The sequence below is a fragment of the uncultured Paraglaciecola sp. genome (genome assembly GCF_963977085.1).
Classification (GTDB): domain Bacteria; phylum Pseudomonadota; class Gammaproteobacteria; order Enterobacterales; family Alteromonadaceae; genus Paraglaciecola.
Map to the genome: position 1 here is coordinate 249,967 of NZ_CAXBNC010000001.1, position 25,289 is coordinate 275,255.

The 25,289-nt window shown below is 40.7% G+C and carries 26 protein-coding genes; 20 read left to right on the plus strand and 6 right to left on the minus strand.

Annotated features, from left to right (window positions below; translation table 11 throughout):
* Window positions 1-38: 38 nt before the first annotated feature.
* Window positions 39-1,325, plus strand: a complete 1,287-nt coding sequence (locus tag AAC000_RS01090; RefSeq protein ID WP_339719323.1) for a hypothetical protein — start codon at window positions 39-41, stop codon at window positions 1,323-1,325.
* 18 nt (window positions 1,326-1,343) lie between these two features.
* Here the strand turns inward: AAC000_RS01090 and AAC000_RS01095 are convergent, their stop codons facing one another.
* Window positions 1,344-1,652: a hypothetical protein gene (locus AAC000_RS01095; RefSeq protein ID WP_339719325.1), complete on the minus strand. Its 309-nt coding sequence runs from the start codon at window positions 1,650-1,652 to the stop codon at window positions 1,344-1,346.
* A gap of 92 nt (window positions 1,653-1,744) precedes the next feature.
* Here AAC000_RS01095 and AAC000_RS01100 point away from each other — a divergent pair, with 92 nt between their 5' ends.
* Entirely contained in the window at window positions 1,745-1,930 is a 186-nt protein-coding gene (locus tag AAC000_RS01100) for a hypothetical protein (protein ID WP_339719327.1), read from the plus strand.
* A 29-nt stretch (window positions 1,931-1,959) separates the two neighbouring features.
* Here AAC000_RS01100 and epmB read toward each other — a convergent pair whose 3' ends face one another.
* The gene (gene epmB, locus AAC000_RS01105; RefSeq protein WP_339719329.1) at window positions 1,960-2,985 is read right to left on the minus strand and encodes an EF-P beta-lysylation protein EpmB; all 1,026 of its coding nucleotides are present in this window, start codon (window positions 2,983-2,985) and stop codon (window positions 1,960-1,962) included.
* 34 nt (window positions 2,986-3,019) lie between these two features.
* Between epmB and efp the strand changes: the two genes are divergently transcribed.
* The 8 genes from efp (at window position 3,020) to AAC000_RS01145 (ending at window position 10,123) form a co-directional block, all read left to right on the plus strand.
* The gene (gene efp / locus AAC000_RS01110) at window positions 3,020-3,589 is read left to right on the plus strand and encodes an elongation factor P (RefSeq protein WP_339719331.1); all 570 of its coding nucleotides are present in this window, start codon (window positions 3,020-3,022) and stop codon (window positions 3,587-3,589) included.
* 86 nt (window positions 3,590-3,675) lie between these two features.
* Window positions 3,676-4,650: an elongation factor P--(R)-beta-lysine ligase gene (epmA, locus tag AAC000_RS01115; protein ID WP_339719333.1), complete on the plus strand. Its 975-nt coding sequence runs from the start codon at window positions 3,676-3,678 to the stop codon at window positions 4,648-4,650.
* 585 nt (window positions 4,651-5,235) lie between these two features.
* A complete protein-coding gene (locus tag AAC000_RS01120) occupies window positions 5,236-5,676 on the plus strand; it encodes a hypothetical protein (RefSeq protein WP_339719335.1) in 441 nt (146 codons plus the stop codon).
* Window positions 5,666-6,310: a hypothetical protein gene (locus tag AAC000_RS01125; RefSeq protein WP_339719337.1), complete on the plus strand. Its 645-nt coding sequence runs from the start codon at window positions 5,666-5,668 to the stop codon at window positions 6,308-6,310. The genes AAC000_RS01120 and AAC000_RS01125 overlap by 11 nt, the downstream gene beginning before the upstream one ends.
* Window positions 6,307-6,840, plus strand: coding sequence for a GNAT family N-acetyltransferase (locus AAC000_RS01130; protein WP_339719338.1), 534 nt, complete (start codon window positions 6,307-6,309; stop codon window positions 6,838-6,840). The genes AAC000_RS01125 and AAC000_RS01130 overlap by 4 nt, the downstream gene beginning before the upstream one ends.
* Before the next feature lie 84 nt (window positions 6,841-6,924).
* Window positions 6,925-7,560 carry a gluconate 2-dehydrogenase subunit 3 family protein gene (locus AAC000_RS01135; RefSeq protein ID WP_339719339.1) on the plus strand — a complete coding sequence of 212 codons (636 nt, stop codon included), beginning with the start codon at window positions 6,925-6,927 and terminating at the stop codon, window positions 7,558-7,560.
* A 47-nt stretch (window positions 7,561-7,607) separates the two neighbouring features.
* Complete coding sequence (locus tag AAC000_RS01140) at window positions 7,608-9,311, plus strand: GMC family oxidoreductase (protein WP_339719340.1); 1,704 nt, start codon at window positions 7,608-7,610, stop codon at window positions 9,309-9,311.
* Window positions 9,311-10,123: a DUF1080 domain-containing protein gene (locus tag AAC000_RS01145; protein ID WP_339719341.1), complete on the plus strand. Its 813-nt coding sequence runs from the start codon at window positions 9,311-9,313 to the stop codon at window positions 10,121-10,123. The genes AAC000_RS01140 and AAC000_RS01145 overlap by 1 nt, the downstream gene beginning before the upstream one ends.
* A gap of 80 nt (window positions 10,124-10,203) precedes the next feature.
* On the opposite strand, the gene AAC000_RS01150 is transcribed toward AAC000_RS01145, so the two are convergent.
* From AAC000_RS01150 to AAC000_RS01160, 3 genes are all read right to left on the minus strand, one after another.
* The gene (locus AAC000_RS01150; protein ID WP_339719343.1) at window positions 10,204-12,408 is read right to left on the minus strand and encodes a TonB-dependent receptor; all 2,205 of its coding nucleotides are present in this window, start codon (window positions 12,406-12,408) and stop codon (window positions 10,204-10,206) included.
* Between the two features lie 296 nt (window positions 12,409-12,704).
* On the minus strand, window positions 12,705-13,304 hold the full coding sequence (locus AAC000_RS01155; protein ID WP_339719345.1) for a peptidylprolyl isomerase: 600 nt from the start codon (window positions 13,302-13,304) through the stop codon (window positions 12,705-12,707).
* Between the two features lie 17 nt (window positions 13,305-13,321).
* Window positions 13,322-14,479: a methyltransferase gene (locus AAC000_RS01160; protein ID WP_339719346.1), complete on the minus strand. Its 1,158-nt coding sequence runs from the start codon at window positions 14,477-14,479 to the stop codon at window positions 13,322-13,324.
* 22 nt (window positions 14,480-14,501) lie between these two features.
* Here AAC000_RS01160 and AAC000_RS01165 point away from each other — a divergent pair, with 22 nt between their 5' ends.
* The 6 genes from AAC000_RS01165 (at window position 14,502) to fabV (ending at window position 19,993) form a co-directional block, all read left to right on the plus strand.
* On the plus strand, window positions 14,502-15,122 hold the full coding sequence (locus AAC000_RS01165) for an alpha-ketoglutarate-dependent dioxygenase AlkB (protein ID WP_339719348.1): 621 nt from the start codon (window positions 14,502-14,504) through the stop codon (window positions 15,120-15,122).
* A gap of 123 nt (window positions 15,123-15,245) precedes the next feature.
* Window positions 15,246-15,560: a transcriptional regulator BolA gene (bolA, locus tag AAC000_RS01170; RefSeq protein WP_339719349.1), complete on the plus strand. Its 315-nt coding sequence runs from the start codon at window positions 15,246-15,248 to the stop codon at window positions 15,558-15,560.
* A 62-nt stretch (window positions 15,561-15,622) separates the two neighbouring features.
* On the plus strand, window positions 15,623-16,162 hold the full coding sequence (locus AAC000_RS01175; RefSeq protein ID WP_339719351.1) for a TRAP transporter small permease subunit: 540 nt from the start codon (window positions 15,623-15,625) through the stop codon (window positions 16,160-16,162).
* Window positions 16,162-17,523 (plus strand): TRAP transporter large permease subunit, encoded by a 1,362-nt coding sequence (locus AAC000_RS01180; protein WP_339719353.1) that lies wholly within the window; start codon window positions 16,162-16,164, stop codon window positions 17,521-17,523. Before AAC000_RS01175 ends, AAC000_RS01180 begins: the two co-directional genes overlap by 1 nt.
* 10 nt (window positions 17,524-17,533) lie before the next feature.
* A complete protein-coding gene (gene dctP, locus AAC000_RS01185) occupies window positions 17,534-18,634 on the plus strand; it encodes a TRAP transporter substrate-binding protein DctP (protein ID WP_339719355.1) in 1,101 nt (366 codons plus the stop codon).
* A gap of 180 nt (window positions 18,635-18,814) precedes the next feature.
* Window positions 18,815-19,993, plus strand: coding sequence for an enoyl-ACP reductase FabV (gene fabV / locus AAC000_RS01190; RefSeq protein WP_339719357.1), 1,179 nt, complete (start codon window positions 18,815-18,817; stop codon window positions 19,991-19,993).
* A 95-nt stretch (window positions 19,994-20,088) separates the two neighbouring features.
* Here fabV and AAC000_RS01195 read toward each other — a convergent pair whose 3' ends face one another.
* Window positions 20,089-20,838 (minus strand): hypothetical protein, encoded by a 750-nt coding sequence (locus AAC000_RS01195; RefSeq protein WP_339719358.1) that lies wholly within the window; start codon window positions 20,836-20,838, stop codon window positions 20,089-20,091.
* A gap of 495 nt (window positions 20,839-21,333) precedes the next feature.
* Here AAC000_RS01195 and AAC000_RS01200 point away from each other — a divergent pair, with 495 nt between their 5' ends.
* Genes AAC000_RS01200 through AAC000_RS01215 form a run of 4 tightly spaced genes read left to right on the plus strand, consistent with a single transcriptional unit; the run spans window position 21,334 to window position 25,287 of the window.
* A complete protein-coding gene (locus tag AAC000_RS01200; RefSeq protein ID WP_339719360.1) occupies window positions 21,334-22,674 on the plus strand; it encodes a Na(+)-translocating NADH-quinone reductase subunit A in 1,341 nt (446 codons plus the stop codon).
* Window positions 22,675-22,676: 2 nt separating this feature from the next.
* Window positions 22,677-23,894: an NADH:ubiquinone reductase (Na(+)-transporting) subunit B gene (locus AAC000_RS01205; RefSeq protein ID WP_339719361.1), complete on the plus strand. Its 1,218-nt coding sequence runs from the start codon at window positions 22,677-22,679 to the stop codon at window positions 23,892-23,894.
* Window positions 23,884-24,642: a Na(+)-translocating NADH-quinone reductase subunit C gene (locus AAC000_RS01210; RefSeq protein ID WP_339719362.1), complete on the plus strand. Its 759-nt coding sequence runs from the start codon at window positions 23,884-23,886 to the stop codon at window positions 24,640-24,642. Before AAC000_RS01205 ends, AAC000_RS01210 begins: the two co-directional genes overlap by 11 nt.
* Before the next feature lie 12 nt (window positions 24,643-24,654).
* Window positions 24,655-25,287, plus strand: a complete 633-nt coding sequence (locus AAC000_RS01215; protein ID WP_339719364.1) for an NADH:ubiquinone reductase (Na(+)-transporting) subunit D — start codon at window positions 24,655-24,657, stop codon at window positions 25,285-25,287.
* Window positions 25,288-25,289 lie beyond the last annotated feature (2 nt).

Below are 25,289 nucleotides of genomic sequence, written 5' to 3' on the forward strand. Positions count from 1 at the left end.
TCTACAAATTGACTTACCAAGCTTAAAGGGAAGCTAACTTGGCAAAGCTATTTAAATATATTTGTATTTTATTTCTGGTGTTCGTTATTGTGGTGTTGGGACTTGTTGTCACCGCAATTGAGTCCTACCCTACAGTCATCACCCATAGTGGTGAACAAGTCAATGAAGCAGAATCAGTTAAGAAACTGATGAAACAACTCAGTGACAGTGTAAAAAATAGAACTCACAAACAGACAATCAATATCAGCCAAGACCAATTAAACAGCTTAGTGGGGTTTGCGCAACGCGCCCACGGGCAACTGAATGCTCAGGTAAGCATTACCTCACACTCCACCAGCATTTTGGCAAGCTACCTGTTACCTAACAATCCTATTGGCCAATATCTGAACATTGATATTTTATTGTTACCTGGCCCAGGTATTAAAGTCAGTCACGTGAAGCTCGGCTCTGTTAAAGTACCTGGCAACTTAGCTTTGAGCACCCTAGTTTACCTCGCAAATTGGTATACCAGCAGTGATATTGCCAGTCAGTTTGTGCGCCAAGTAGAGTCGCTGGCTATGTCGGAACGCCAAATACAATTGTCGGTTCTTCCTCTTGCTCAATTTCTTAAAGAACTCAATGATGTGAAGCAAGGTGTAGGTGGCAGCAATGATGAGGAAATGCGACTCAGAACAGCCTATTATTTGAAACAATTGTCTTTGTTAGATGTGGGTAAACGTTTATCACCACAGTCCTTATCAGAGTATATTGCAGTGGTATTTCGTTTGGCCAAAAACCGCTCTAACTATGAAACTGCGCCCAAAGAAAACGAAGCAGCAATCATGGCGCTGGCAATATATGCTGGGCATCACAGGTTTGCTAATTTAGTGGGTGACGTGCAACCTAAAAAAGCCAAAGTCGCCATGCCTAACGCAAAGCCTACCTTGGCTTACCGTAAAGATCTCAATCAGCATTTTATTTTTTCTGCCGCCATCAAAATATTATCAGAACAAGGTCTGAGTATAGCGATTGGCGAGTTTAAAGAGTTGATGGATAGAAGTGACGATGGCAGTGGCTATAGTTTTGTCGACTTAGCCGCTGATTTTGCTGGAGTAGAATTTGCAATTGCTGCCACTAGTTCTGCTAGCGCCATTTCATTGCAGAATATATTAGCCGAAAGCGCCGACGAGGGCTTATTTTTTCCTAACATTCAGGACTTACCTGAAGGCTTAAGCAAAAATGAATTTAACCGCAAGTTTACCGAAGTGGACAGCCCTGAATACCTTAAAATGGTGCAAAGTATTAACCAAAGAATTGCTAACCTACCCATACATCAGGCACGTTAATTATTGCGCAACTTTGAACTAGCGCGCAGTTTTTTGGAATTGATCAAGCGTTTTTAAAATCAACTCAATTTTTTTTACTAAACTGGGTAATTGCTTTTTGATGGCAACTTGGTCTTGTTTTTCCAAAGCTAACACTTCATTCGCTATTTCTTCCACATAAGGTTTGAATAGTCGACTACTGGTGGTGAAACCTGCGTCTTTGGCAAAAATCGCGCTAAATTTACCTTTTCCGTCATGTTGCAAACGACCAATGACTTGATCGGCATCAATGGACTTTCGATAAATAAGTTGTACGTTTTCGCTGAGGCTTTGAATAATGGTTTGCATAACTAAAGTTTTACTTAAGGTTGTCGATACAAATTTGATGCGGGCGATTTTGCCCGTTTTTGTACTCTGCTACAAGTAATAAGGAGCACTGTATGGATATTTCAGGAGCAAGTCAGTCGTCTGTTAGTTCGACGCTTGAAATAAAGTCTCTACAACTTGCTAAATCACAGCAAAAAATAGAGGGTCAAGCGACACTAGAGCTAATCGAAGCAGCTGCAGCCCCTAAAGTTTCATCTGCCAATCCAGCAATTGGGTCAAATATCGATACCTTTGCTTAATGGCAATAGTGTTTCCATTTTGGGAACCACTATGGATGAAGCTGCAAATCAAGTGGCGTTTTGCCGGGCTGACCACCTATTTCTCTAACCAGTTTAGGGATCAGATAACCCGGCTGACGTTTTATTAACTCTCTCATTAACGCTTTCGCTTGGCTGTCAGGCAAATCAAAATGTTCCGCTCCTTGTACTTTGTCTAAAACATGTAAGTAATACGGCATCACTCCAATCTCAAACAAAGCTTCATTTAACGCAATTTGTTGCTCAACAGTGTCGTTTATACCTTTGAGCAACACCGCTTGATTGAGTAATGTTACCCCTGCCCCTCTTAGTTTTTGCATTGAGTCTGCCAGTGCACTGTCTATCTCATTAGCATGATTAACGTGCAAGACCATCACAGGTTTTAACCGAGTTTGGGAAAACCACCTTATTAACTCTTTGGTTATTCTAGCAGGGATAACCACTGGCAGACGTGTGTGGATCCGCAATCGTTTGATGTGTCCAATGGCTTCTATTTGTTTGGTTAACCATGCTAAAAAGTCATCTTTGGCCATCAATGGGTCGCCACCAGAATAAATTACTTCGTCGACTTGAGGGTTAGCAGCAATATAATCTAAGGCTTGTTGCCATTGTTGCTTATTTAGGTGGTTATCAGTATAAGGAAAATGCCTTCTAAAACAATAACGGCAATTCACTGCACAGCCGCCACGCACCAACAGCAACAGCCTATTTTGATATTTATGCAAAATCCCAGGCTGTTGATTGTTTTGTTCTAGCAAGGGATCTTTTGAAAAACCCGCTGGGGTATTAAATTCATTGCGACTCGTAAACACTTGTCTAAACAAAGGGTCAAAAGGATCACCTTTATTCATTTTTTCAGCAAAGGGACGAGGTACGCGCATTGGAAAAAGTTGTCTTGCTTTGATGTCATCTACATAGTTTTCTAAGGGTAATTCCAGATAATTAAGCAATGAAATAGGATCAGAAAATGACATAGCGAGTTCTTTTTGCCAGTTGTTCTCTACAGCCAGCAGTTTTTTAGGTATTATTTGTGACAATTACAGACTCAGCATAGTTACATTACGGGGACATATGGCTAATTTCAGCACAAATGAGTTTAAAGCGGGCTTAAAGATAATGCTCGACGGCGAACCTTGCAACATTCTTGAAAATGAATTTGTTAAACCTGGTAAAGGCCAAGCCTTTAGTCGAGTGAAAATTCGTAAACTTATCTCAGGAAAAGTAATAGAAAAAACCTTTAAATCAGGGGATTCAGTAGAAGGGGCGGATGTAATTGATACTGATCTTGCCTATTTATATGCCGATGGTGAATTCTGGCACTTTATGAATAATGAAACATTTGAACAAATTGCTGCAGATGAGGCCGCGGTTGGTGAAAATGTTAAATGGTTAGTAGAAAACGACACATGCACAATTACCTTATGGAATGGTGCGCCTATTGCCGTGCAACCTGCTAATTTTGTTGAGCTTGAAATAACAGAAACAGATCCAGGCCTTAAAGGCGACACCGCAGGTACAGGCGGCAAACCCGCCACTTTATCTTCAGGTGCTGTGGTCAGAGTGCCCTTATTTGTGCAAACAGGTGAAGTAGTGAGAGTAGATACCCGTAGTGGCGAATACGTCTCTAGGGCTCAAAAATAATTAACCTACAATCTGGTTAGTAAATATTTACTCTATCTAAAAAGCCCACTTTAGTGGGCTTTTTATTGTGTGATAATGAGAAAACAATGCAAACAGAAAAGTGGCAACCCAGTGCGTCTATTGACGTATTAAAACAGCGCGCCTTAGTGTTACAAAAAATCAGAGCGTTTTTTGCGTTACGGGATGTACTTGAAGTCGATACTCCTGCTTTGAGTCATGCCACAGTGACAGATGAACATTTACATTCTTTTTCGACTCAATTTATTCATCCTTTTGCACCTAAGGCAGCGACTTTATATTTACAAACCTCCCCTGAATTTGCCATGAAAAGATTATTAAGTGCTGGGAGTGGAGCGATTTATCAAATTTGTAAATCTTTTAGAAACGAAGAAACAGGGCGTTTTCATAATCCTGAATTCACTATGCTCGAATGGTACAGACCGGGCTTTAACCATCTGCAATTAATGAGTGAAATTGATGAACTCATACAAACAGTATTAGGTTGTGAAACGGCAGAACGAGTCACCTACCAAGACAGTTTCAAACAACATCTTAATTGCGACCCTTTAACGGCGACGCTAACGGAAATCAAAACCCTAGCTAATCAATATGGCTATGGGGAATTAGCAGCCAATGAAAGCAACAAAGACACCTTGCTAATGCTGTTATTTAGCCAACACGTAGAGCCTCAAATTGGCAGAGACCGGCCGTGTTTTGTTATGGATTTTCCAGCTAGCCAAGCGGCTTTAGCAAAAATAAGTCCCACAAACCCTTTAGTGGCCGAACGGTTTGAGTTGTATTTTAGAGGGGTAGAATTGGCTAATGGCTTTCATGAACTGACAGATGGGGCTGAACAACGCAGACGTTTTGAAGGAGATAACACTAAACGCCAAAACAATGGACAGGACATTATGCCCATTGATGAAAATTTTATTGCAGCCATAAACGCTGGCCTACCAAACTGTGCAGGTGTCGCACTAGGCATTGATCGACTTTTAATGCTTGCTTTAGACTGCTCTAGGATTGAACAAGTAATCGCTTTTGAAAATAGTCGCGCTTAGATTGTAAATTTATAGATTACGCGCGGTATAACTTTTTTTTTGGCTATAGTGTTTTGACTGATTTAGCTCGGGTTGGACTTTATTTAGTTTTCTACAATGTACTTTTAGAGAATGTCACCTCCACTATTATGATTTATTTTACGGTTATATTAGCGAGTGCTGTTATAACTAGACTTATTGGAACTTTAGGTATGATGTGAGCGACTAGGTATTCGTTGATCTAGCCAATCTATTTAAATCAGATCAAAGAGAAAAAGATGTGGTCGGTCGCTATAATAATGGCGAGCTCAGTGTATTGTTAGTGAAAACTGACACAGCCCAATCGATTGAAGTTGCTAAGCGTATACGTACAATTATTGGTTACATGATTTTTTATGTTGGCAAAAGTGTCACTGTTAGTATTAGGCATACCCAATATCGGAAACAACCAGCAAATAAATGAATCAAAAGTGCAGACAAAATATGATTAGAGTCAAAAGGTTTAGGTAAAAACCGTGTCACCAGTAAATCGGTAAAAGAATTCACGTATAAAAACACCTATTTCCTGATTTTCAACTTAACACCATAAAGGTCAATGAACACACTATGTCTGATGTACAAATATCAATATTGCAAACAGAATGGGTAACCCTACAAACCCAATTTGACAGCTATGAAAAGTGTTCTTTAGTTATCAAACTTTTTAGTATCTTAGTCTGCTGCATTCTGGCTTTTGCTTTACAAGCAGGTATATGGTCATTATTGATAGTGGCTATTTTGTGGCTTCAAGACGGGATTTGGAAAACCTTTCAAAACAGGATCGGGCAACGCCTTGAAGTTGTCGAACACGCTATTCAGCACCACTTAGATTCGACTCAAGAGCAAACTTCACAACTGGGCATGCAATTTAATCTTGCATGGAGCCAAAATAGGCCCAGCGCCATTGGTTTAGTTTGCGAATATATCAAACAATCAATTAAACCTACTGTTGCTTACCCTTATGTGGTTTTAATCGCTTTAGTTATAGTGCAGTTATATGTCCGCTAGCCAACAACACTATTTAGTGGGATATGGCAGTTTACTTAGCCATGATAGTCGTTCACGTTATTCAAATATATTTTGCCCGAATTTACCCATTATTGCCCATGGATGGCGACGGGAATGGTTAGCAAGAGGTTTAGAAGACTTACAAACCTGTTTGGGAGTGAGTCAAGATACATCAGCTCATTTGAATGGCGTGCTGTTACCAATAGAACAAATATCACCTGAACTACGCAACCGAGAACAGGACTATCAATTTATTGAAGTTGATCCCAACAATATAGAGGCTGTGGAAGCGTCTCCCTTGGTACAGGCTGAGCTGGACAAAATTTTTGCTAATCCAGATAGCCACAAAATATGGATATGTGCCAACCAACATAAAGAACCAGCCAATATCCACTACCCAATTTACCAAACCTATTTAGATACCTGCCTTGTAGGCTGTTTTGAAATTGGCATCGACAATTTCGCTTCAGAATTTATCCAAAACACCCACTTTTGGGAGCATGGCTGGATAAACGACCGAAGCAACTCTCGTTACATTAGGGCTGCGTTGGTCAACCAAGAGCAACAACAACAAATTGATCAACTCTTAGCCTCACTGCAAGTTTTGAAATATCGAAAAGAAACGAGTCAATGAAAACCCTTTTGTCTAAAAATTTAAAACTAAGGAAGTTAACAATAAAAGATGCAGAATTTATTGTTGAACTGTTGAACGACCCCGATTTTTTAAAGTATATAGGCGATCGTGGTGTAAAAAATGAACAAGACGCCATTCATTACATACAACAGGGACCACAAACCATGTATCAACAACATGGATTTGGTTTATTACTCGTTGAATCTGTTTCGTTAAAAACACCTATAGGTTTATGCGGGCTATTGAAACGAGAAGAACTCCCTCATCCAGACCTTGGATTTGCCTTTTTACCACAATATCGCCAGAAAGGATTGGCTTTAGATGCAGCCAAATTAGTTTTAGCTGACGCTTATCAGCGAAAGGTCATTCAAAAAGTACTCGGGATAACGTCAATAGATAATCATCAATCCATTAACTTACTGAAAAAATTGGGGTTTACTGACAAGGGATTGATACGGTTAAAAGATAACCTTGATGAAATACGACTATATGAACTGAGCAATGAGATTAAAACTCCCCTGCACAAGTAGCTCTTAACGTCCACAATGGCTGGTTTTAGCAATTGAGTCGATGCTACTTAGCAGATAAAGATTAACAATGTGTATGGAGAAAATATGGGCAGCAAATCAAATGATGCATATGAGCACAAATCATCTGGATCCAGTAAACAAGGAATAACAAGGCGTGATGTTTTATTAGGTATATTAGCCTCGGTAGGTGCCGCAAGTACCAGCGGATGTGCGAAAAGCCTCAATAATACTATTGTAGATCTAGATATAAATGCCGCTCAAGGCAATGCTGATCTAGAATTTTATACAGAAAATGAATTTTTACTGACCAGTCGTTTAGCTGATCTTATTATTCCCGATACCCAAACCTTGGGTGCATTGGCAGTGGGTGTTCCACTGTTAATGGACAAATTACATTCTGATTGGGCATCGGCAGAATCACAAACAACACACCGTGAAGCAATAAACCACGTTAATCAAGAACTAGATAAAATTGCCGGCAAACCTTTTTTAAAGCTAAATACCGAATTGCAACTACAGGCACTAAGTCGTCTAGATGAATTAGCGTTCTCAGCAGAGTACAAGCGTTTGTATACCTATCGTTCGGTAAAAGAATTAATCGCCCGCTTTTATTATCTATCTGAAGTAGGAGCGAGCCAAGAGTTACGTTACGAATTGGTTCCTGGTCGCTGGGAGGCCTGTATTCCCTTTGAAAAAGTTGGCCGAACTTGGGCTGTTTAAAGCCAATCAGATAATGTAATAGACAAATAATTAGGAGACCTATAAGTATGACCCATTATGATGCGATTGTGATTGGTTCAGGCATGAGCGGTGGCTGGAACGCCAAGGAATTAGCAGAGCAAGGGCTAAAGGTATTAGTTCTGGAAAGAGGTAAAGAAATTGAGCCCGCAAAAGACTATACCGATTTCCTCAATCCCTGGGACAAACCCAATTTCGATAAAATTTCCGAAGACGAAATCAAACAACACTACCCTATTCAGCATCGTGGTGTGGGATACGCTGTAAAAGAAAGCACCAAACATTTTTGGGTAAAAGACAGTGAACATCCATTCGAAACCCCTAACGATAAACCCTATGATTGGCTAAGAGGTCATCATACTGGTGGTCGCTCATTAACCTGGGGACGTCAGTCTTATCGATTGGGCCCACAAGATTTCGAGGCTAATAAAGAAGATGGCCATGGCACTGACTGGCCTATAAGATACGACGATTTAGCCCCATGGTACGATTATGTTGAAAAGTTTGCGGGTATCTCAGGCAGTCAAGAAGGATTGCCGCAACTACCCGATGGTGTTTTTCAACCAGCATTTGAATTGAATTGTGCTGAAAAAGTTTTCAAGAAAAACTTAGAAAACGCTTTTTCTGGCAGAAAAGTCATACCAGCTCGGGTAGCCCACCTCACTAAACCAACAGAAGAGCAGATGGCATTAGGTCGTGGACCTTGCCAAGCAAGAAATCATTGTAACAGGGGCTGTAGTTTTGGCGCATATTTTTCAGCCAACACTGCCACTTTGCCAGCAGCGATGCGCACCGGTAATTGCACTATAGTGCACCATGCCATAGTGCACTCATTAGACTACGATGCCAAGACCAAACGGGTAACAGGCGTAAAGGTTATTGATGCAAATAGCAGAAAGCTCACAACTTACACGTCTCGGATGGTGTTTCTGAACGCTTCAGCGATAGCAAGCGCCATGATTTTATTACAGTCAAAGTCCGCTACATTTCCAAATGGTTTAGCTAATCATTCAGATCAAGTGGGGCGAAATTTGATGGACCATGTGAGCGCTGCTCGTGCAAGTGGCGTGATTTCTGGCTTTGCAGACAAATACTATTATGGTCGTAGACCAGGTGGTATTTATATTCCCAGATATGCCAATATCACAGAAGGTGACAAACCCTATTTACGCGGATTTGGTTTTCAGGGTAGAGGCTCGCGCGATGGCTGGACGGGAAACAGGGCCGGTATTGGCGCTGACTTTAAAGAAGCCAATCGCAAGCCAGGTAACTGGCGGGTCAGCATATATAGTTTTGGTGAAATTTTACCTAACCCAGATAATCGCGTGACTCTATCCCAAGATAAAACTGATAAGTGGGGCTTGCCGCTAGCCTACATTGATTGCGAAATGGGTGAAAATGAAAAGATCATGATGCGAGAGGCACAAAAAGATGCTTATGCGATGTTAGAAAAAGCAGGGGCAGTAGACATTAGCCCAGGTCCAGATGCTGAATTGGATTTGTCATTACCTGGCAACCGCATTCACGAAATGGGTACCGCGAGAATGGGCCGTGATCCTAAAACGTCAGTTTTGAATAAGTGGTGTCAGGCTCATGATGTGCCAAACCTTTTTATTACCGACGGTGCATGTATGCCATCGGGGGGCTGTCAAAATCCGTCGCTAACCTATATGGCCTTATCAGCCAGAGCGGCTAACCACGCAGTTAAATTGTTTAAGGAAGGTATAATCTAATGAATAAACATTTGTTGAGGATACTGTTTTGCTGCTTAATAGTGGTGACTATATCTGCCTGTCAAAACCAACCAAGCCTTGCTCAAAAGTCAGATGAAAATCCTTGGATAAATCTTTTTAATGGCAAAAACCTTGATGGCTGGACGCCTAAATTTAGAGGTCATCCAGCAGGGGTTAATTACAAAGATACATTCAGGGTAATAGATGGCCTATTCACTGTTTCTTATGATCAATGGGATCATTTTGAAGATAAAACCTTTGGACACATTTTTACTAATCAATCTTACTCAAATTACCGGATACGTTTGGAATATCGTTTCGTTGGCAATCAAATCACTCAAGAGCCTAAATATGCATGGGCTTATCGTAATAATGGGGTTATGTTGCACTCACCACCGGCTGAATATATGGACATAGATCAAGAGTTTCCCATGTCGGCTGAATCCCAACTCTTAGGCGGTAACGGAGTGGATGAACGAACAACAGGTAATTTTTGCTCACCAAGCACCAATATTGTAAAAGATGGCAAATTGATTACCGAACATTGTGTCAATTCAAATTCTAAAACCTTTCATGGTGACCAATGGGTACTATTTGAAGCTGAAGTTAGAGGGGATGGTCACGTAAAACACTTTATCAATGGTGAATTGGTATTCGAATACTCAGAAATGCAGGCTGATCCCACTGATCCTTTTGGGAAAAAATGGCTGGATGAAGGCAACCCGCTAAAAATCACTAAAGGGCACATTTCACTGCAAGCAGAGACACATCCAATTCAGTTTAGAAATATTCAAATTCAATCTTTGGATTAGCTCACACTAAAATTACACAGATGATATAAAAAGCGACCAATTAAGGTCGCTTTTTATTTATGTTCCAACTGGGTATCTAACTAAAATGTGGTGTTAAATCTCACACCAAATTCGCTGGCATCATTATTTAAAACTTGCAGAATATAATCACCGGTATTTAGCCGAGCATTGTCATAACGCTCGTCAAAAATATTTCTACCGTATAGGGCTACCGTCCAATCACCTTGAGCCGGCGTGTAGGCAATATTAAAATTAACCAATTCACGGCTGTCTATTTCGGTCATCCTACCGGGATCAGAACTTGGCTCTCCATACATCTCACTGCGGTACGAATAATCTATTCTAGTACTAATTGTAGCGCCACCCGCTAATTCAAACTCATATGAAGGGCTAATTGATGCCGTCAGATCGGGCGTCAAAGGCGCAACTGGTTTAACCCCATCTTGCTCAGATACATCTACATCCATATAACCTAAGCTAGTATGCAATTTAAAATTATCACTAAAGTAGAGGGTACTTTCCCACTCGATACCTCTAGAGGTTTGTTCAACCACCAGGTTACTGGTATCAAACCCACCTTCAGAAGTAGTGCTAACTTGATAAGGCAAGTCTTCAAACTCAGTATTAAACACTGCCACACTCATACTAAAGTTATCGGTCACTTGGCCCTTTAGGCCGACTTCGTAGTTAACAGCAGTAATGTTATCTGAAGCGACAAAACATTCAGGGTCGCCAAATAGACAATAAGGCCGTGCGGGGAATTGACCCGATTGGTAACCGCTTTGTACTGTACCGTAAAAATTCAAACCGTTTTCTAAGGTATAACTTGCCGACAACTCATAGCTAAGTTGGCCCCAATCATCTTCTGAAGTAAAAGGGCCAATCCCTACGTTGGCTGTAGCTTGCTTTTCATCTTTAGTGTACCGCAACCCACCTGAGATACGCAGGTCATCAGTGACGCCATACCCCACATTAACAAACACAGCTCGGCTAGTGGTTTCTTGATCAAGCTCTAATAAATTACCTCCACCATTAAAGCTAGAGTCCTCACCTTGACGGTTGCTACCTTCTTCATTGAACCAATAAATACCAGAGACAAAATCAAATTCATCGTAATAACCATTTAACTGCAACTCTATTGATGTTTGATCGGCATCCCCTCTTTCTGGATAGTGATCTAATGCATAGATAGTTGCATCATCATCTAACCCTGCTTTGTACTCTGAAGTACGATGGCTAACCACAGCTTTAGTCGTTAAGGTGTCTGTTAAACTCCAATCAGCGGTAATTGATAAACCACTGGCTTCATTGCTGACAGTGGTAACTTCTTTAGTACCTGTAGCGTTGTCGTAGGGATCAGGGGCTAAATCAGAATTACGTAGTGGTCCCGACGGAGTGGGTGAACCAAAACGCATACCTGTGTAGTAGGCTCCTGTTGGCACTTCATCGATTAAAGTTGTATAAGGGCGTAAGCCACCTTCACCATCATTGGCATCGGCAGTGAGTACCAAACTAAAATCACTATTTGGGGCATACTTAACTGAGAGTCGTGTGTATAACTCTTTGGTTTCGCCCACATCGTATTCAGCGTCTGGCACATTAATAAACTCGCCTAAACCATCACGAGCGTTATAACCGGCGTTAAAGTTAAACGAGAGTGAATCACTTAAGGCTCGGTTTACAAAAACATCGCCTTTAATTCGGCCACGAGTCCCAGCTTCTACACCGACTTTGGTTACCGCTTCATCATCGGGTTGTTTGGTGATGATATTAATAGCACCACCGATTGAATTTCTTCCATAAAGTGTCCCTTGTGGGCCACGTAACACTTCGATACGTTCTATATTATTTAGGTTCCAATTTTGGCCAACTTGGCGGCCCAAATAAACACCATCTACATAAACACTGACCCCAGGATCAGTGGTGATTAGATGATCCTGTAAACCAATTCCACGAATAAAAGGATTGGCTGAAGAAGTATGCCCAGCTGAAAAACCAGTGACATTAAGATTTGGAACAAATTTTCCCACATCAGTTAAATCACTGATACCTTGTGATGCAAGTGCTTCTCCACTAAAAGCACTGATAGAAAGAGGTACTTCATAAATAACTTGAGAACGTTTAGTTGCTGTAACAGTGATAGATTCAATTCTGGCATTGTCTTCATCTTCAGATGTTTGTTCTTGGGCATAAAGTGACCCACAAAACGCAACTGAAACGGCGCTTGCCAATAAAGCCAACCGAAAGCACGGCTTACTAGCCAAGTTATTAGATGTATTGCTCAATTTTATTCTCCATTATTATTATGTGTGTTCTGTTTTTATAATTTTATTGTGTCTTATTTCTGCGTAAGGGCTAAAACTCACAGGAGTTCTCAGGATAAACCATGCGAGATGTGGAAATTATATTCAATTCAATAAATGTAATCTTTAGATAAGTAATGACTAAACAATCGTTTTGTTTAAATCTACTGTAGCGGAACATTGAAAGGTGATGATGCCAGTCGCAGTATAAGTGACAATCACTAAACTCAAACTGCGCTGCGACTTGGTTTAAAACAATGCTAAAAAGGTGTTGCCTATTAAACAGGTGGCAATACTAAGACTTTGAGTAAAATAACTTGCTCTACTGGTACATCTGACCAACCATATTTTGGGTCAAAATCTGTTTTCACTTCTGCCATTTTATCTAACACCTCATAACCTTCAACAACCGAACCAAACACGGTATAACCCCAATGCCTACCGGGATCTAAACTGTCGTTATTGCTCATATTGAAGAAAAACTGACGGGTGGCGGAATGAGGATCATCCTGCCTTGCCATGGTGAGGTTGTACATTTTGTTTTTTAAACCATTTCCAGACTCATTAAATATTTTTCCAAATGAAGGCTTTTCTATAAAATCGGTATCGTAGCCACCACCTTGCACCACAAATTCAGGCACTATACGGTGAAAAATAGTGTCTTCGTAACTACGTTTATCGACATATCTCAGGAAGTTATTTACTGTGATGGGAGCTCTAGAACGGTCTAATTCAACAATGATATCTCCCATACTGGTCACCATTTTCACGCGCGGGTAAAAATTGTCTGGTTGAATTTGAGAGCCATCATCTTTGCCTTTCCCGATGGCCAAAGTTGAAGCTACAATTAAATAGGCAACAAAAAGTGTTTTTAACATGGTGATATTCCTAGAGTCTAACGTTTACTAGCGGATAAAATACTGAATTTTTGGTTGGTTGCAACCGTTGTTGCGTTACCAAATAGTCTTTTTAATTTATTTGGATAGTCCAAGTGTCGGTTTCCTACTACAAACAATTGTCCACCATTTTTTAATAGTGACTTAGCGTCTTTAAACATTTGCCAAGCGATATGATCAGTGATGGTATTTTGTTGATGAAAAGGAGGATTACATATCACTAAGTCGACTTCAGTTGCGCTAGATTTGTTGCTGAAGTCATCTAAACAATTGTTCACAAGAAACTCTGACTGGCTCAGTTGTTCAGGCAAGTTTGCCAAGATATTTTGCTTTGCAGAAGCCACCGCCATATACGACTCATCAACAAAAATCACTTTAGTTTGTTGTTTTTGATGCAGAATATGTAGGCCTAAAACGCCATTTCCACAGCCTAAATCTATAACCGTTCTATTTTCAAGATTGGGTAATTTACTCAAGTGTTCAAGCATAAACCTGGCGCCAATATCCAATTGCTGACGAGCAAAAACATTGGCCAAATTACTCATTTCAAACCTTGGCCTTTCAGTAAACCAAATGCTTGGATAGGGACTGCAGTGGAATTTATCACCTGAAGGTTGGCAAAATATTAAGCGCGCCTTTTTCTTAGCCAATGAAGTGGTAGTAACACCTAAATATTTTTCGAATAACGCCAAAGTAGAGTTGTGAATAAGTGTCGCTTTTCCTGCTGCGATAACGATAGTAGAGGATGACACTCTACTTTGTAGGTCAATGAGCTGTTGCTCAAGTAAAGCCGTGGTTTTAGGCACTTTCAGTAAAACAAGGTCGACCTTAACCGCAACGGGGGTCACCGAATCGTAAAATTTCACAGATTCTACTGGGATAGAGTTTTGCTGCAGATTAATCAAACAAGATTGTTTAGCCACATAGGAATCACTCACCCATACAGGGTGTGAAGCGGCAAACCAACACGCAAGTGCGCCAAAATCATCGTTGTAAATACTGATTGCTACATTTGCGAGATTTGAAAAATTTTGTTCAACATAATCAATTAAATATTCATCCGCAGCATCCCATGCCTGCCAACTTTTATGTTGCAAATTTTGCGGGTATCTAACTAACTGCAAATTTCTGTCTAGAAGGGTTAAACTGGTGTTCATTTTTGTCCAAATTTAATGGGTTATGCAGCAGTCACTGTTTGAATCACAATATGATAACACGCCAATTCAGCTGGATATGCCTGATGCTGACCTAAAATATTATCCGAATTTTATGCCGCCAGAACAGACAAAGGCAATAATGCAATCATTACAAGAGTCTATAACCTGGCGACAAGAACAAATTAGGCTATACGGCAAAACCTTTGACGTGCCTAGATTACAAGCATGGTATGGCGACGCCCAAGCAAGTTATCAGTATTCTAACTTGACTATGCAGCCCCTGCCCTGGAATCCTATTTTACTTGCCCTCAAACATAAATGTGAAGAAGCTTGCAACAGTCGTTTTAATTCTGTTTTAGCCAACTTTTATCGTCATGGTCAAGATGGGATGGGCCGCCATGCCGACAATGAGCCTGAATTAGGTCGACAACCTGTGATTGCTTCTCTAAGTTTTGGCGCGACCCGTAACTTGGATTTTTATCACAATCAAAATAAGAGTAAGTCTAGACTACCTCTGGCAGACGGCAGTTTATTGATCATGCAAGGGAGAACGCAAATGTGTTGGCAGCATGGTATTGCTAAAAGCAAAAAAATATTGGCACCTAGGATCAATCTGACATTTAGATATATTCATAACAAATAATATATCTCATGGCCTATGGGTTATGATCTAGCCTATACAATAAGCAAATTTTTATATTTTTTATTGGTTTTAATCGCTAAAATTAACCTCTTAGAAATCACTGAATATTGATCTTGGACACATATGAACATTCAAAATAACATTGAAAAAAAGCTAATGAATCACTTTAACCCAGAACATTTGCAGGTGATTAATGAAAGTTTTAAACACAACGTGCCTGAAGGGTCTGAAAGTCATTTTAAAGTTGTGATTGTGACACCCGCTTTCAGTGGTGAACGTTTGATTAAAAGACATAGAGCAGTAAACTCAGTATTAAAGGATGAACTAGCAAACGACATCCATGCGCTAGCATTACATACCTATACTCAGGAGGAGTGGAAAGATCTATTTGGTGAATTTCCACAATCTCCGAATTGTTTGGGTGGCTCGAAACAATAAGCCTGATAGGTTTTCCACTTGTAACTTTACTTAATCGGCTCTAATAACAATAAGAAATAACCATGCTGTTAAACCACGCTGCTAAATGGCAGAAAAAAATCGATACAATTCATCTCCTTTTATGTCAATTGATCAGTTGGTTTACCCTTTTTATGGTGCTGTTGACCCTACTAATAGTGGTACTCAGATACGGATTTAATATGGGCTGGGTCGCCATGCAAGAGTCGGTAATGTATCTACATGGCATGGTTTTTTTGTTAGGTGCAGCCCACACATTACGAGTCAATGAACATGTCAGAGTCGACATATTTTACAGAACCTTCTCCCCTGAAAAACAAGCTAAGGTAGATATTTTTGGCAGTTTAGTATTATTGATGCCAGTGAATTTGTTTATTTTTTTCATTAGCTTTGATTACGTTGTCTCAGCCTGGAAAATTTTGGAAGACTCTCAAGAAGCAGGAGGGATCCCAGGGGTATTTTTGCTGAAAAGTTTAATCCTCGCGTTTTCATTTACTATGGTTTTGCAAGGCGTAGCCGAAGTCATTGCTAACTTTCTAAAAATTTCCCAACAAAAGCAATTAAACAAAGAGGTAGCTAAATAATGGAATACCTCGCTCTAGTGATGTTTTTAGCGGTCTGCTTAGTATTATTATTAGGCTATCCAGTTGCATATTCATTAGCCGGTACCGCATTAATTTTTGCCGGTGTTGGCGCGCTTTTTGGGGTATTCGATACCTCATATCTGCAAGCAGTACCCAGTCGTTTATTCGGAATAATTTCTAACCAAACGCTGATTGCGGTGCCTTTATTTGTATTTATGGGGGTGATGTTAGAAAAATCGCAAGTAGCAGAGAATTTATTGATCGCCATGGGTCAAGTATTTGGGCGATTAAAATCCGGTTTAGCTATTTCTGTAGTGTTGGTAGGTATGTTGCTAGCGGCAAGTACCGGAATTGTGGGTGCAACTGTGGTCACTATGGGGCTACTTTCCCTCCCTACTATGCTAAAACAAGGTTACTCCCCGTCTTTTGCAAGCGGAGCAATTTGTGCTACTGGTACACTTGGTCAAATTATCCCCCCCTCTATTGCCTTAGTTTTGTTGGGTGACGTGTTATCCAGTTCGTTCCAACAAGCACAATTAAATATGGGAATATTTTCACCTGAGTCTGTATCTGTTGGTGACTTATTTGTGGGCGCATTAGTACCTGGTATGCTGTTAGTCGCAATGTATTTGTTATATGTATTAATTTTTGCCAGTAAACAAATCGATTCATCTCTGAATAAAAATATCAATAATGAGCCTATCTCTAGCATTGGACTATTTTCCGCGCTGTTTCCTCCTTTAGTGCTTATTATTACGGTACTGGGTTCAATTTTGGGTGGTTTTGCGACCCCAACAGAAGCAGCAGGAGTGGGGGCTTCGGGCTCTTTAGTTTTGGCATTGATTAACAAAAAGATAGATATACAAAAGTTAAAAGACGTCATGATGTCCACCACTAAAGTCACTTCTATGGTGTTTTTGATTTTGATTGGTGCTTCAATTTTTTCTCTGGTGTTTCGAGGTTTTGGTGGTGAAGAATTAATTGAAGAGTTATTTGCCAACTTACCCGGTGGCGTTTTTGCTGCCGTGTTATTGGTTATGGTGGTGATATTTCTACTTGGCTTTATTTTGGATTTTATCGAAATTACCTTTGTGGTTGTGCCCTTAGTGGCACCAGTATTATTGGCCATGGGAATTGACCCTATTTGGCTGGGGATAATGATAGCCGTCAATTTGCAGACTTCATTTTTAACCCCTCCCTTTGGCTTTGCTTTGTTCTATTTGCGTGGTGTTGCGCCACCAGAAGTAAAAACATCAGATATTTACCGAGGGGTGACTCCTTTTATTGTCATTCAATTAATCTTGTTAGCTTGTTTAGCCCTGTGGCCAAATCTGGTAACTTGGTTACCTTCTTTGCTTTGAGAGTCTATATATGAAAGTACTTCAGATGTTAGTTTTGACTGTGTTTAGTGTGTTCCTTTGGTCCTGTGGTGAGCAATCATCCGATACTCCTGCTACCCAAATCGAACAACAACATTATGAATGGAAACTGGTGACATCTTGGCCAAAGAACTTTCCCGGATTAGGTAAGGGTCCAGAAGTCTTTGCCAAATATGTAGAACAAATGTCTAATGGTAGGCTTAAAATCAAAGTGTTTGGTGCCGGTCAAATGGTGCCGGGGTTTGAAGTGTTTGATACAGTTTCAAGCGGCGCAGCGGAGATGGGCCACTCAGGTTCCTATTATTGGAAGGGAAAAGCGCCGGCATCACAGATATTCACTGCCATACCTTTTGGCATGAACGCGACCGAAATGAACGCATGGCTACATTACGGTGGTGGCATGGAACTCTGGCGTGAAGTCTATGCCCCCTTTAATTTGATCCCCTTTGCCGGTGGTAACTCTGGTGTACAAATGGCGGGCTGGTTTAAAAAAGAAATTAATAGTGTTGAGGACCTTAAAGGTCTGAAAATGCGTATTCCTGGGCTAGGTGGCGAAGTGCTCAAGAAGCTAGGTGGTATTCCCGTTGCACTTACTGGTGGCGAGCTTTTTACTTCATTGCAATCTGGCGCTATTGACGCTACCGAATGGGTGGGTCCTTATAACGACTTAGCCTTTGGTTTATACAAAGCGGCGAAATATTATTATTACTCAGGTTGGCATGAGCCAAGTGCCACCTTAGAATTTATGGTTAATAAGCAAGCATACGAAGCATTGCCAAAAGACTTACAAGCCATCATTGAAGTGGCGACTCGCGCCGTTAATCAAGATATGTGGGATGAATATACAGCGGCAAATAATGCATCTATGCAGGCTTTAATTGAGACACATAACGTAGATATGCGTCCGCTACCTACTGATGTTATGGTGGCATTAAAAGACGCTTCGGTTACTGTGATGCAAGAACAATCAGACGCTGACCCTATGTTTAAAAAAGTGTATAAATCTTACTCTGACTTTCAAACTAATGTCATGAAATATCACCAAATTTCAGAGTTTGAATATTATAAAAATCGCGCTATAAAGGCCCAATAGGGCAAAGTTAAGAAAACCCAAAATTGACTTGTTGGGTGTGTTGCCTAGCTGAATATCTACATTTTGCTTAGCAATACTCACTCAACAAGACTAATCCATTGCATCTTTATCAGCTGTTCAGATGTGTTTATCCGTTGACTAGCATTACAATGCGCTGAAATTTATAAATAGGACGTAACTATGATTGTTAAGCCCAAAATTCGTGGCTTTATCTGTACTAATGCTCATCCAGTTGGATGCGCAGCTAGTGTTCAACAACAAATTGATTATGTTAAAGCTCAGGGAGCCCTCAATAATGCTCCTAAAAATGTATTAGTGATTGGCAGTTCTACAGGTTACGGCCTGGCTTCTAGGATCACAGCTGCCTTTGCAGGTGGTGCGAATACCTTAGGGGTATGTTTTGAAAAACCACCTACTGAACGCAAAACAGGCACCGCGGGTTGGTACAATACAGCAGGGTTTCACGCTAAAGCATCGGCAGCGGGTTTATACGCTAAAACCCTCAACGGCGACGCATTTTCAAAAGAGTTAAAACAACAGGTTATCGATACGTTAAAAGCCGATATGGGCAAAGTTGATTTGGTCATATACAGCCTAGCGTCGCCAAGAAGAACGGATCCAGAAACTGGAGAAGTGTATAAGTCGACCCTTAAACCTGTTGGCCAAGCTTATAAAACTAAAACCTACGATACTGACAAAAATCTGGTTCATGAAATTGAACTTGAGCCTGCCAACGAAGATGAAATTCAACAAACTATTAAGGTAATGGGCGGCGAAGACTGGGAATTATGGTTAGATGCCTTAGATGAAGCAGACTTATTGGCAGATAATTGTAAAACCACGGCCTACACCTACGTAGGTAAAGAATTAACATGGCCAATTTATGGGCAAGCCACTATAGGTAAAGCCAAAGAAGATTTAGATAGAGCTGCTGCTGCAATAGTTAAATCCAAAGCAGACAAAAAAGTGCAAGCCTATGTATCTTCTTTAAAGGCACTAGTGACACAAGCGAGTTCGGCGATTCCGGTTATGCCATTGTATATATCACTTATCTACAAAGTGATGAAAGAAGAAGGCACACATCAAGGTTGTATTGAACAAATTTACGATTTATTTACCGATAAATTGACTCAATCTACTCCTGAAGTCGATGAATTAGGTCGTTTATACATGAATGGCAAAGAAACCAACGACGCCACTCAAGCCAAAATAAAAGCGTTATGGGATCAAGTCACTCAGGATAATTTTCACGACCTGAGCGATTACGCCGGTTATCACCATGAGTTTTTGAGACTATTTGGTTTTGACGTGGCGGGGGTTGATTACGATGCTGAAGTGGATACCTTAGCCGACTGGTAAAGAGATTCCCTAAACTAAAAAACCCCCGAAGGTTTTGTCTAACTTTCGGGGGTCACTTAAGATTTGGCGGTTTTTAGTTTTATAATGGGTTATACCTATTTTTGAAGGAGTAAATAAAAGAAACCGTTTCCTTTATCATCGTTTGAATGCACTGAACTCGATGATTCGAATTGCCACCAATCTTCACTTACTAACTCTTTTTGAATTTTGTTCCAGCTACCCTCTATAGTATCGAAACCGCGGATTTCACACATAGTCGTTTTACATCGAACCGATAAATGGCTAATCCCATCACTAAATTGGTGTGTGATAATAAAGTCACTGAGTTTGGTTTGCATATCTGCGCCCCAGTCATAGTCAATGTCTTCCTCTTCTAAGGTTTTGAATAGATTTACCATGTATTCTCCACCTTCAGCTACAATGCTTGAGAAAGGAGCCGGCAATGTTTTTTCGACTTCTTCTAAAGACAGATACTCTGGCTCTACTAACCCTGCCTCTATCAATTTACTACGTATATCGTCATATCGTCTATTGGCTATAGAGCGTTCTTTTTTAACTTTACTTAAAGTGTCTTTTAGCTTCTGCAGCTCTTCACTTTTAATAAGGTTAGCTGGGTTAACACTTTCACTCGCCTTAACCTCGGGTTTACCATTGTGAATAGTATTGTCCACGGGGATACTTGGGTTAATTGCAGCTACAGGGGAATTAATGCCTTCGAAAGAGTTGTTTTTTTTGGCGTCTTGACTTGCCTTAGGTGAGTCCGTTTTGGTTGTACTTTTTGTTCCCATCCAATATGAAAAAGCGATTGAAAAAATAAAGCTAACAGCAATTATTAGTTTAGCCATTCGAATAGTCCTTGAGTAATTTTATTCTCAAAGGTTAACAGACTTAAATATTGGGTCACACAATAACGCTCGTAAAACGCGACTATTTTTTTGAAAATTACTTAGTTGAAATACTGATTAAAAACAGACCGCCTGAAATCACGTTTTTTTTATTTTAGAAAATTAGTCTAGCTTTCAAAGGGGTTTATGCAAAAAAAACCCTAAAAACCACAAAATAAATGTGTTTAAACAACAATTTGCGTGGAAGAAATACACTGGTTAATGCTAAAATTCCGAGGCTAAGCGTAGGTGTCTTGTAGAATTGTGTATAAGTTTTACTCAGGGCAGTAATTTTTAAATAAAATCGGACGCTGCAAAATTAGCTTGTAGCTTATTAAACAGTCTTGATTGACGATACTCACCACCACTAGGTTTTTGAAACTTGCATACAGTGCATGGAAGGCTGTATTAAGAGCCTAATGGTGCTGTGTATTAATTAGAGTAGTGCTATTGCGTATGATAAAAATCACGAAAGGGTTAGATCTTCCTATTCAGGGAGCGCCACAACAAACAATTCAAGATGGAAACTCGGTTACTAGAGTGGCTATTTTGGGTGAAGAATATATTGGAATGCGTCCTACGATGCATATCCAGGAAGGAGACAAAGTGAAGAAGGGTCAGATTCTTTTTGAAGATAAAAAGAATCCTGGCGTGAAGTTCACTGCTCCAGCTGCCGGTAAAGTTGTTGAAATCAATCGTGGTGCAAAACGTGTTTTGCAATCGGTTGTGATTCAACTTGAAGGTGATGAAAGTGAAGTATTTGCTAAATACAGCAGTGCCGAACTCGCCTCACTGGATGCCGCTAAAGTTCAGGAAAACTTGGTCAATTCTGGTATGTGGACAGCGTTTAGAACGCGTCCATATAGCAAATCACCAGCACTTGATTCAAAGCCACATTCAATTTTTGTTAGTGTGATGGATACAAATCCACTGGCTGCTGATCCTCAGGTCATCATTGCCGAACGTAGCAAAGATTTTGTTAACGGGCTACAGATAATTAGTCACTTAACTGATGGCAAAGTGTTTGTTAACAAAGCGCCTGACGCTGATATTGCAACTGGCAGTGCCAGCGTTGAAGTGAATGAATTTGCGGGTGTTCACCCTGCAGGCCTAGTTGGCACGCACATACATCACTTAGACGCTGTAGGCCAAAGCAAAAAAGTGTGGCATGTAGGCTATCAAGACGTATTAGCCATTGGGAGTCTGTTTACAACGGGCGAGTTAGATAATCGCAAAGTTGTGTCTTTAGCCGGTCCCGAAGCCAAAAATCCTCGTTTAGTGCGTACTTTATTGGGTGCTGATATTACCGAGCTAACCGCAAATGAAGCCAATGAAGGCGAAATGCGTATGTTATCTGGTTCAGTATTACAGGGGAATCACGCCCATGGTGTTCACGGTTATTTAGGTCGATTCCATAATCAAGTGACTATTTTGCGAGAAGGTCGCGAAAAAGAATTGTTTGGTTGGATTAAACCTGGTGTGAACCAACACTCAATAACTCGTGCATATCTTGGACATTTGAGTCCTAAAAAGCTTTTCGGCATGACAACAACCACTAATGGTTCAGATCGCTCTATGGTGCCTATTGGTAACTACGAGCGTATTATGCCTTTAGACATTCTGCCCACTTTATTGTTAAGAGATATGATCTCTGGCGATACTGACGGCGCACAGAGTTTGGGATGCTTGGAGCTAGACGAAGAAGACTTGGCATTATGTACTTATGTGTGCCCCGGCAAATATAACTATGGGCCAATTCTGCGCGATTGTTTAGAGCAGATTGAGAAAGAGGGTTAATTATGGGTTTAAAAGCATTTTTAGAGAAAATCGAACCTAATTTCGAAGCAGGTGGAAAATACGAAAAATGGTATGCCCTATATGAAGCGGCAGCGACCATTTTCTACACGCCGGGTTCAGTCACAAAATCGACTACCCATGTAAAAGACAGCATTGACTTAAAACGCATCATGATCATGGTTTGGATGGCAACATTCCCAGCTATGTTTTATGGCATGTTTAATATTGGTCAGCAAGCTCATATGGCGATTTTGGAAGGTGTTAGCTGGGCTGATACCGCTACAGCATTTTGGCAAGCAGGTCTGTTCGAAATGTTAGGCGGTGAGTTGAATGCCGACAGTACTTGGCTTGGCATGATGTTTTACGGTGCATGTTTCTTCTTACCAATTTATGCAACTGTGTTTGCAGTGGGTGGTTTTTGGGAAGTGTTGTTTGCGTCGGTACGTAAGCATGAAATTAACGAAGGTTTCTTTGTTACTTCTGTGTTGTTCGCACTTACCTTACCGGCCACTATTCCTTTATGGCAAGCAGCCTTAGGTATCACTTTTGGTATTGTTATTGCCAAAGAGATATTTGGTGGCACCGGACGTAACTTCTTAAACCCTGCCTTGTCTGGACGTGCTTTTTTATATTTTGCATACCCAGCACAAATATCAGGTGATTCAATTTGGACTGCTGCTGATGGCTACTCGGGCGCAACTTGGTTGAGCCAAGCAGCTTCTGGTAGTGTCACAGACTGGAGTCTTAATGCTGACTGGTGGGATGCCTTCTTTGGTAACCTGCAAGGTTCAGTAGGTGAAGTATCTACCTTGGCTATCATGCTGGGTGGTTTATTTATTATTTATATGCGTATTGCGTCATGGCGCATAGTGTTAGGTGTACTGTTAGGTGGTGCGGCATTTAGTACCTTATTGAATCTAGTCGGCAGTGACACTAATGCCATGTTTGCTATGCCTTGGTATTGGCATGTAGTGACTGGGGGATTTGCATTTGGTATGTTTTTTATGGCTACCGACCCAGTATCGGCATCATTTACCAATCAAGGTAAGTGGGCTTACGGGATATTAATTGGCGCTATGTGTGTCATGGTCCGAGTAATTAACCCAGCTTTCCCAGAAGGTATGATGTTGGCAATCTTATTCGCTAATTTATGGGCACCCTTGTTCGATTATTTTGTCGCCCAAAGCAATATAAAACGGAGGATCGCACGTGTCGGCTAAAAAAGAAACGCTAGGTAAAACCGTAGGTGTTGTGGTTGCAGTATGTTTAGTTTGCTCAATTATTGTATCTGGCGCAGCCGTTGGCTTACGCGATTTACAACAAACTAACGCAGCCATAGATAAACAATCAAACATTGTTGAAGCGGCTGGGTTAAGTGAATTAGCAGGAAATAACATAGCTGAAACCTTTAACAAATATGTTGAAGAACGTTTTATCGACCTTGAAACGGGTCAATATGTCGAAGAGCCTAAAGAAGGCTACGACATGTATAAAGCAGCTAAAAACCCTGAATACGCAGTGAAAGTCACTGGCAGTAATGTTGGTTTTCAACAACGCGCTAGCATTGCCAGCGTCTACATAGTCAAAAATGATGCAGGCGAAGTCACACGTTTAGTGTTGCCGGTTCATGGCAGCGGTTTGTGGGATTTAATGTACGGCTTTTTGGCCATAGATGCTGATGGCAATACCATACGTGAGTTAGTGTATTACCAACAGAAAGAAACCCCTGGGTTAGGTGGTGAAGTACTTAATCCAAGCTGGAAAGCCAAATGGGACGGTAAAAAACTGTTTAATGATGGCGCAGTAGCAATCCAGGTTAAGAAAGGTGATAACGCTAACAACCAGTTTGCGGTTGATGCACTTTCTGGGGCTACCCTTACCAGTAACGGTGTACAAAACACCTTAACTTACTGGGTAGGTGAGAATGGCTATGGGCCATACCTTAAAAATCAGACTTGGAAATCGTAAGGGGTTCGCACAATGGCTGAAACTAAAGAAATGAAAAAGGTATTGCTCGGACCCATTCTGGACAATAACCCAATTGCATTGCAGGTTTTGGGCGTATGCTCAGCACTAGCAATCACCACTAAATTAGAAACTGCCTTGGTTATGGCATTAGCCTTGACCACGGTAACGGCATTTTCTAATTTATTTATCTCTCTGATCCGCAAACAAATACCTTCGAGTGTGCGGATTATTATTCAAATGACAATTATTGCTTCTTTGGTAATAGTAGTTGACCAAATATTAAAAGCCTATTCTTACGAGATATCTAAACAGTTATCGGTGTTTGTAGGCTTAATTATTACCAACTGTATCGTAATGGGGCGGGCAGAAGCTTACGCCATGAAGAGTCCACCCTTTATGTCGTTCCTAGACGGTATTGGCAACGGCTTAGGGTACTCACTGGTATTAATCATCGTTGGTACAGTTAAAGAGTTATTTGGTTTTGGTACCCTATTAGGTTTTGAAATCTTACCTTTGATTCAAAACGGTGGCTGGTATCAAGGTAATGGTTTATTGATCTTACCTTTCAGTTCATTCTTTTTGATTGGTGGCCTAATTTGGGCAATACGTACAATTCGCCCAGCCCAAGTCGAGCCGAAGGAGTAACT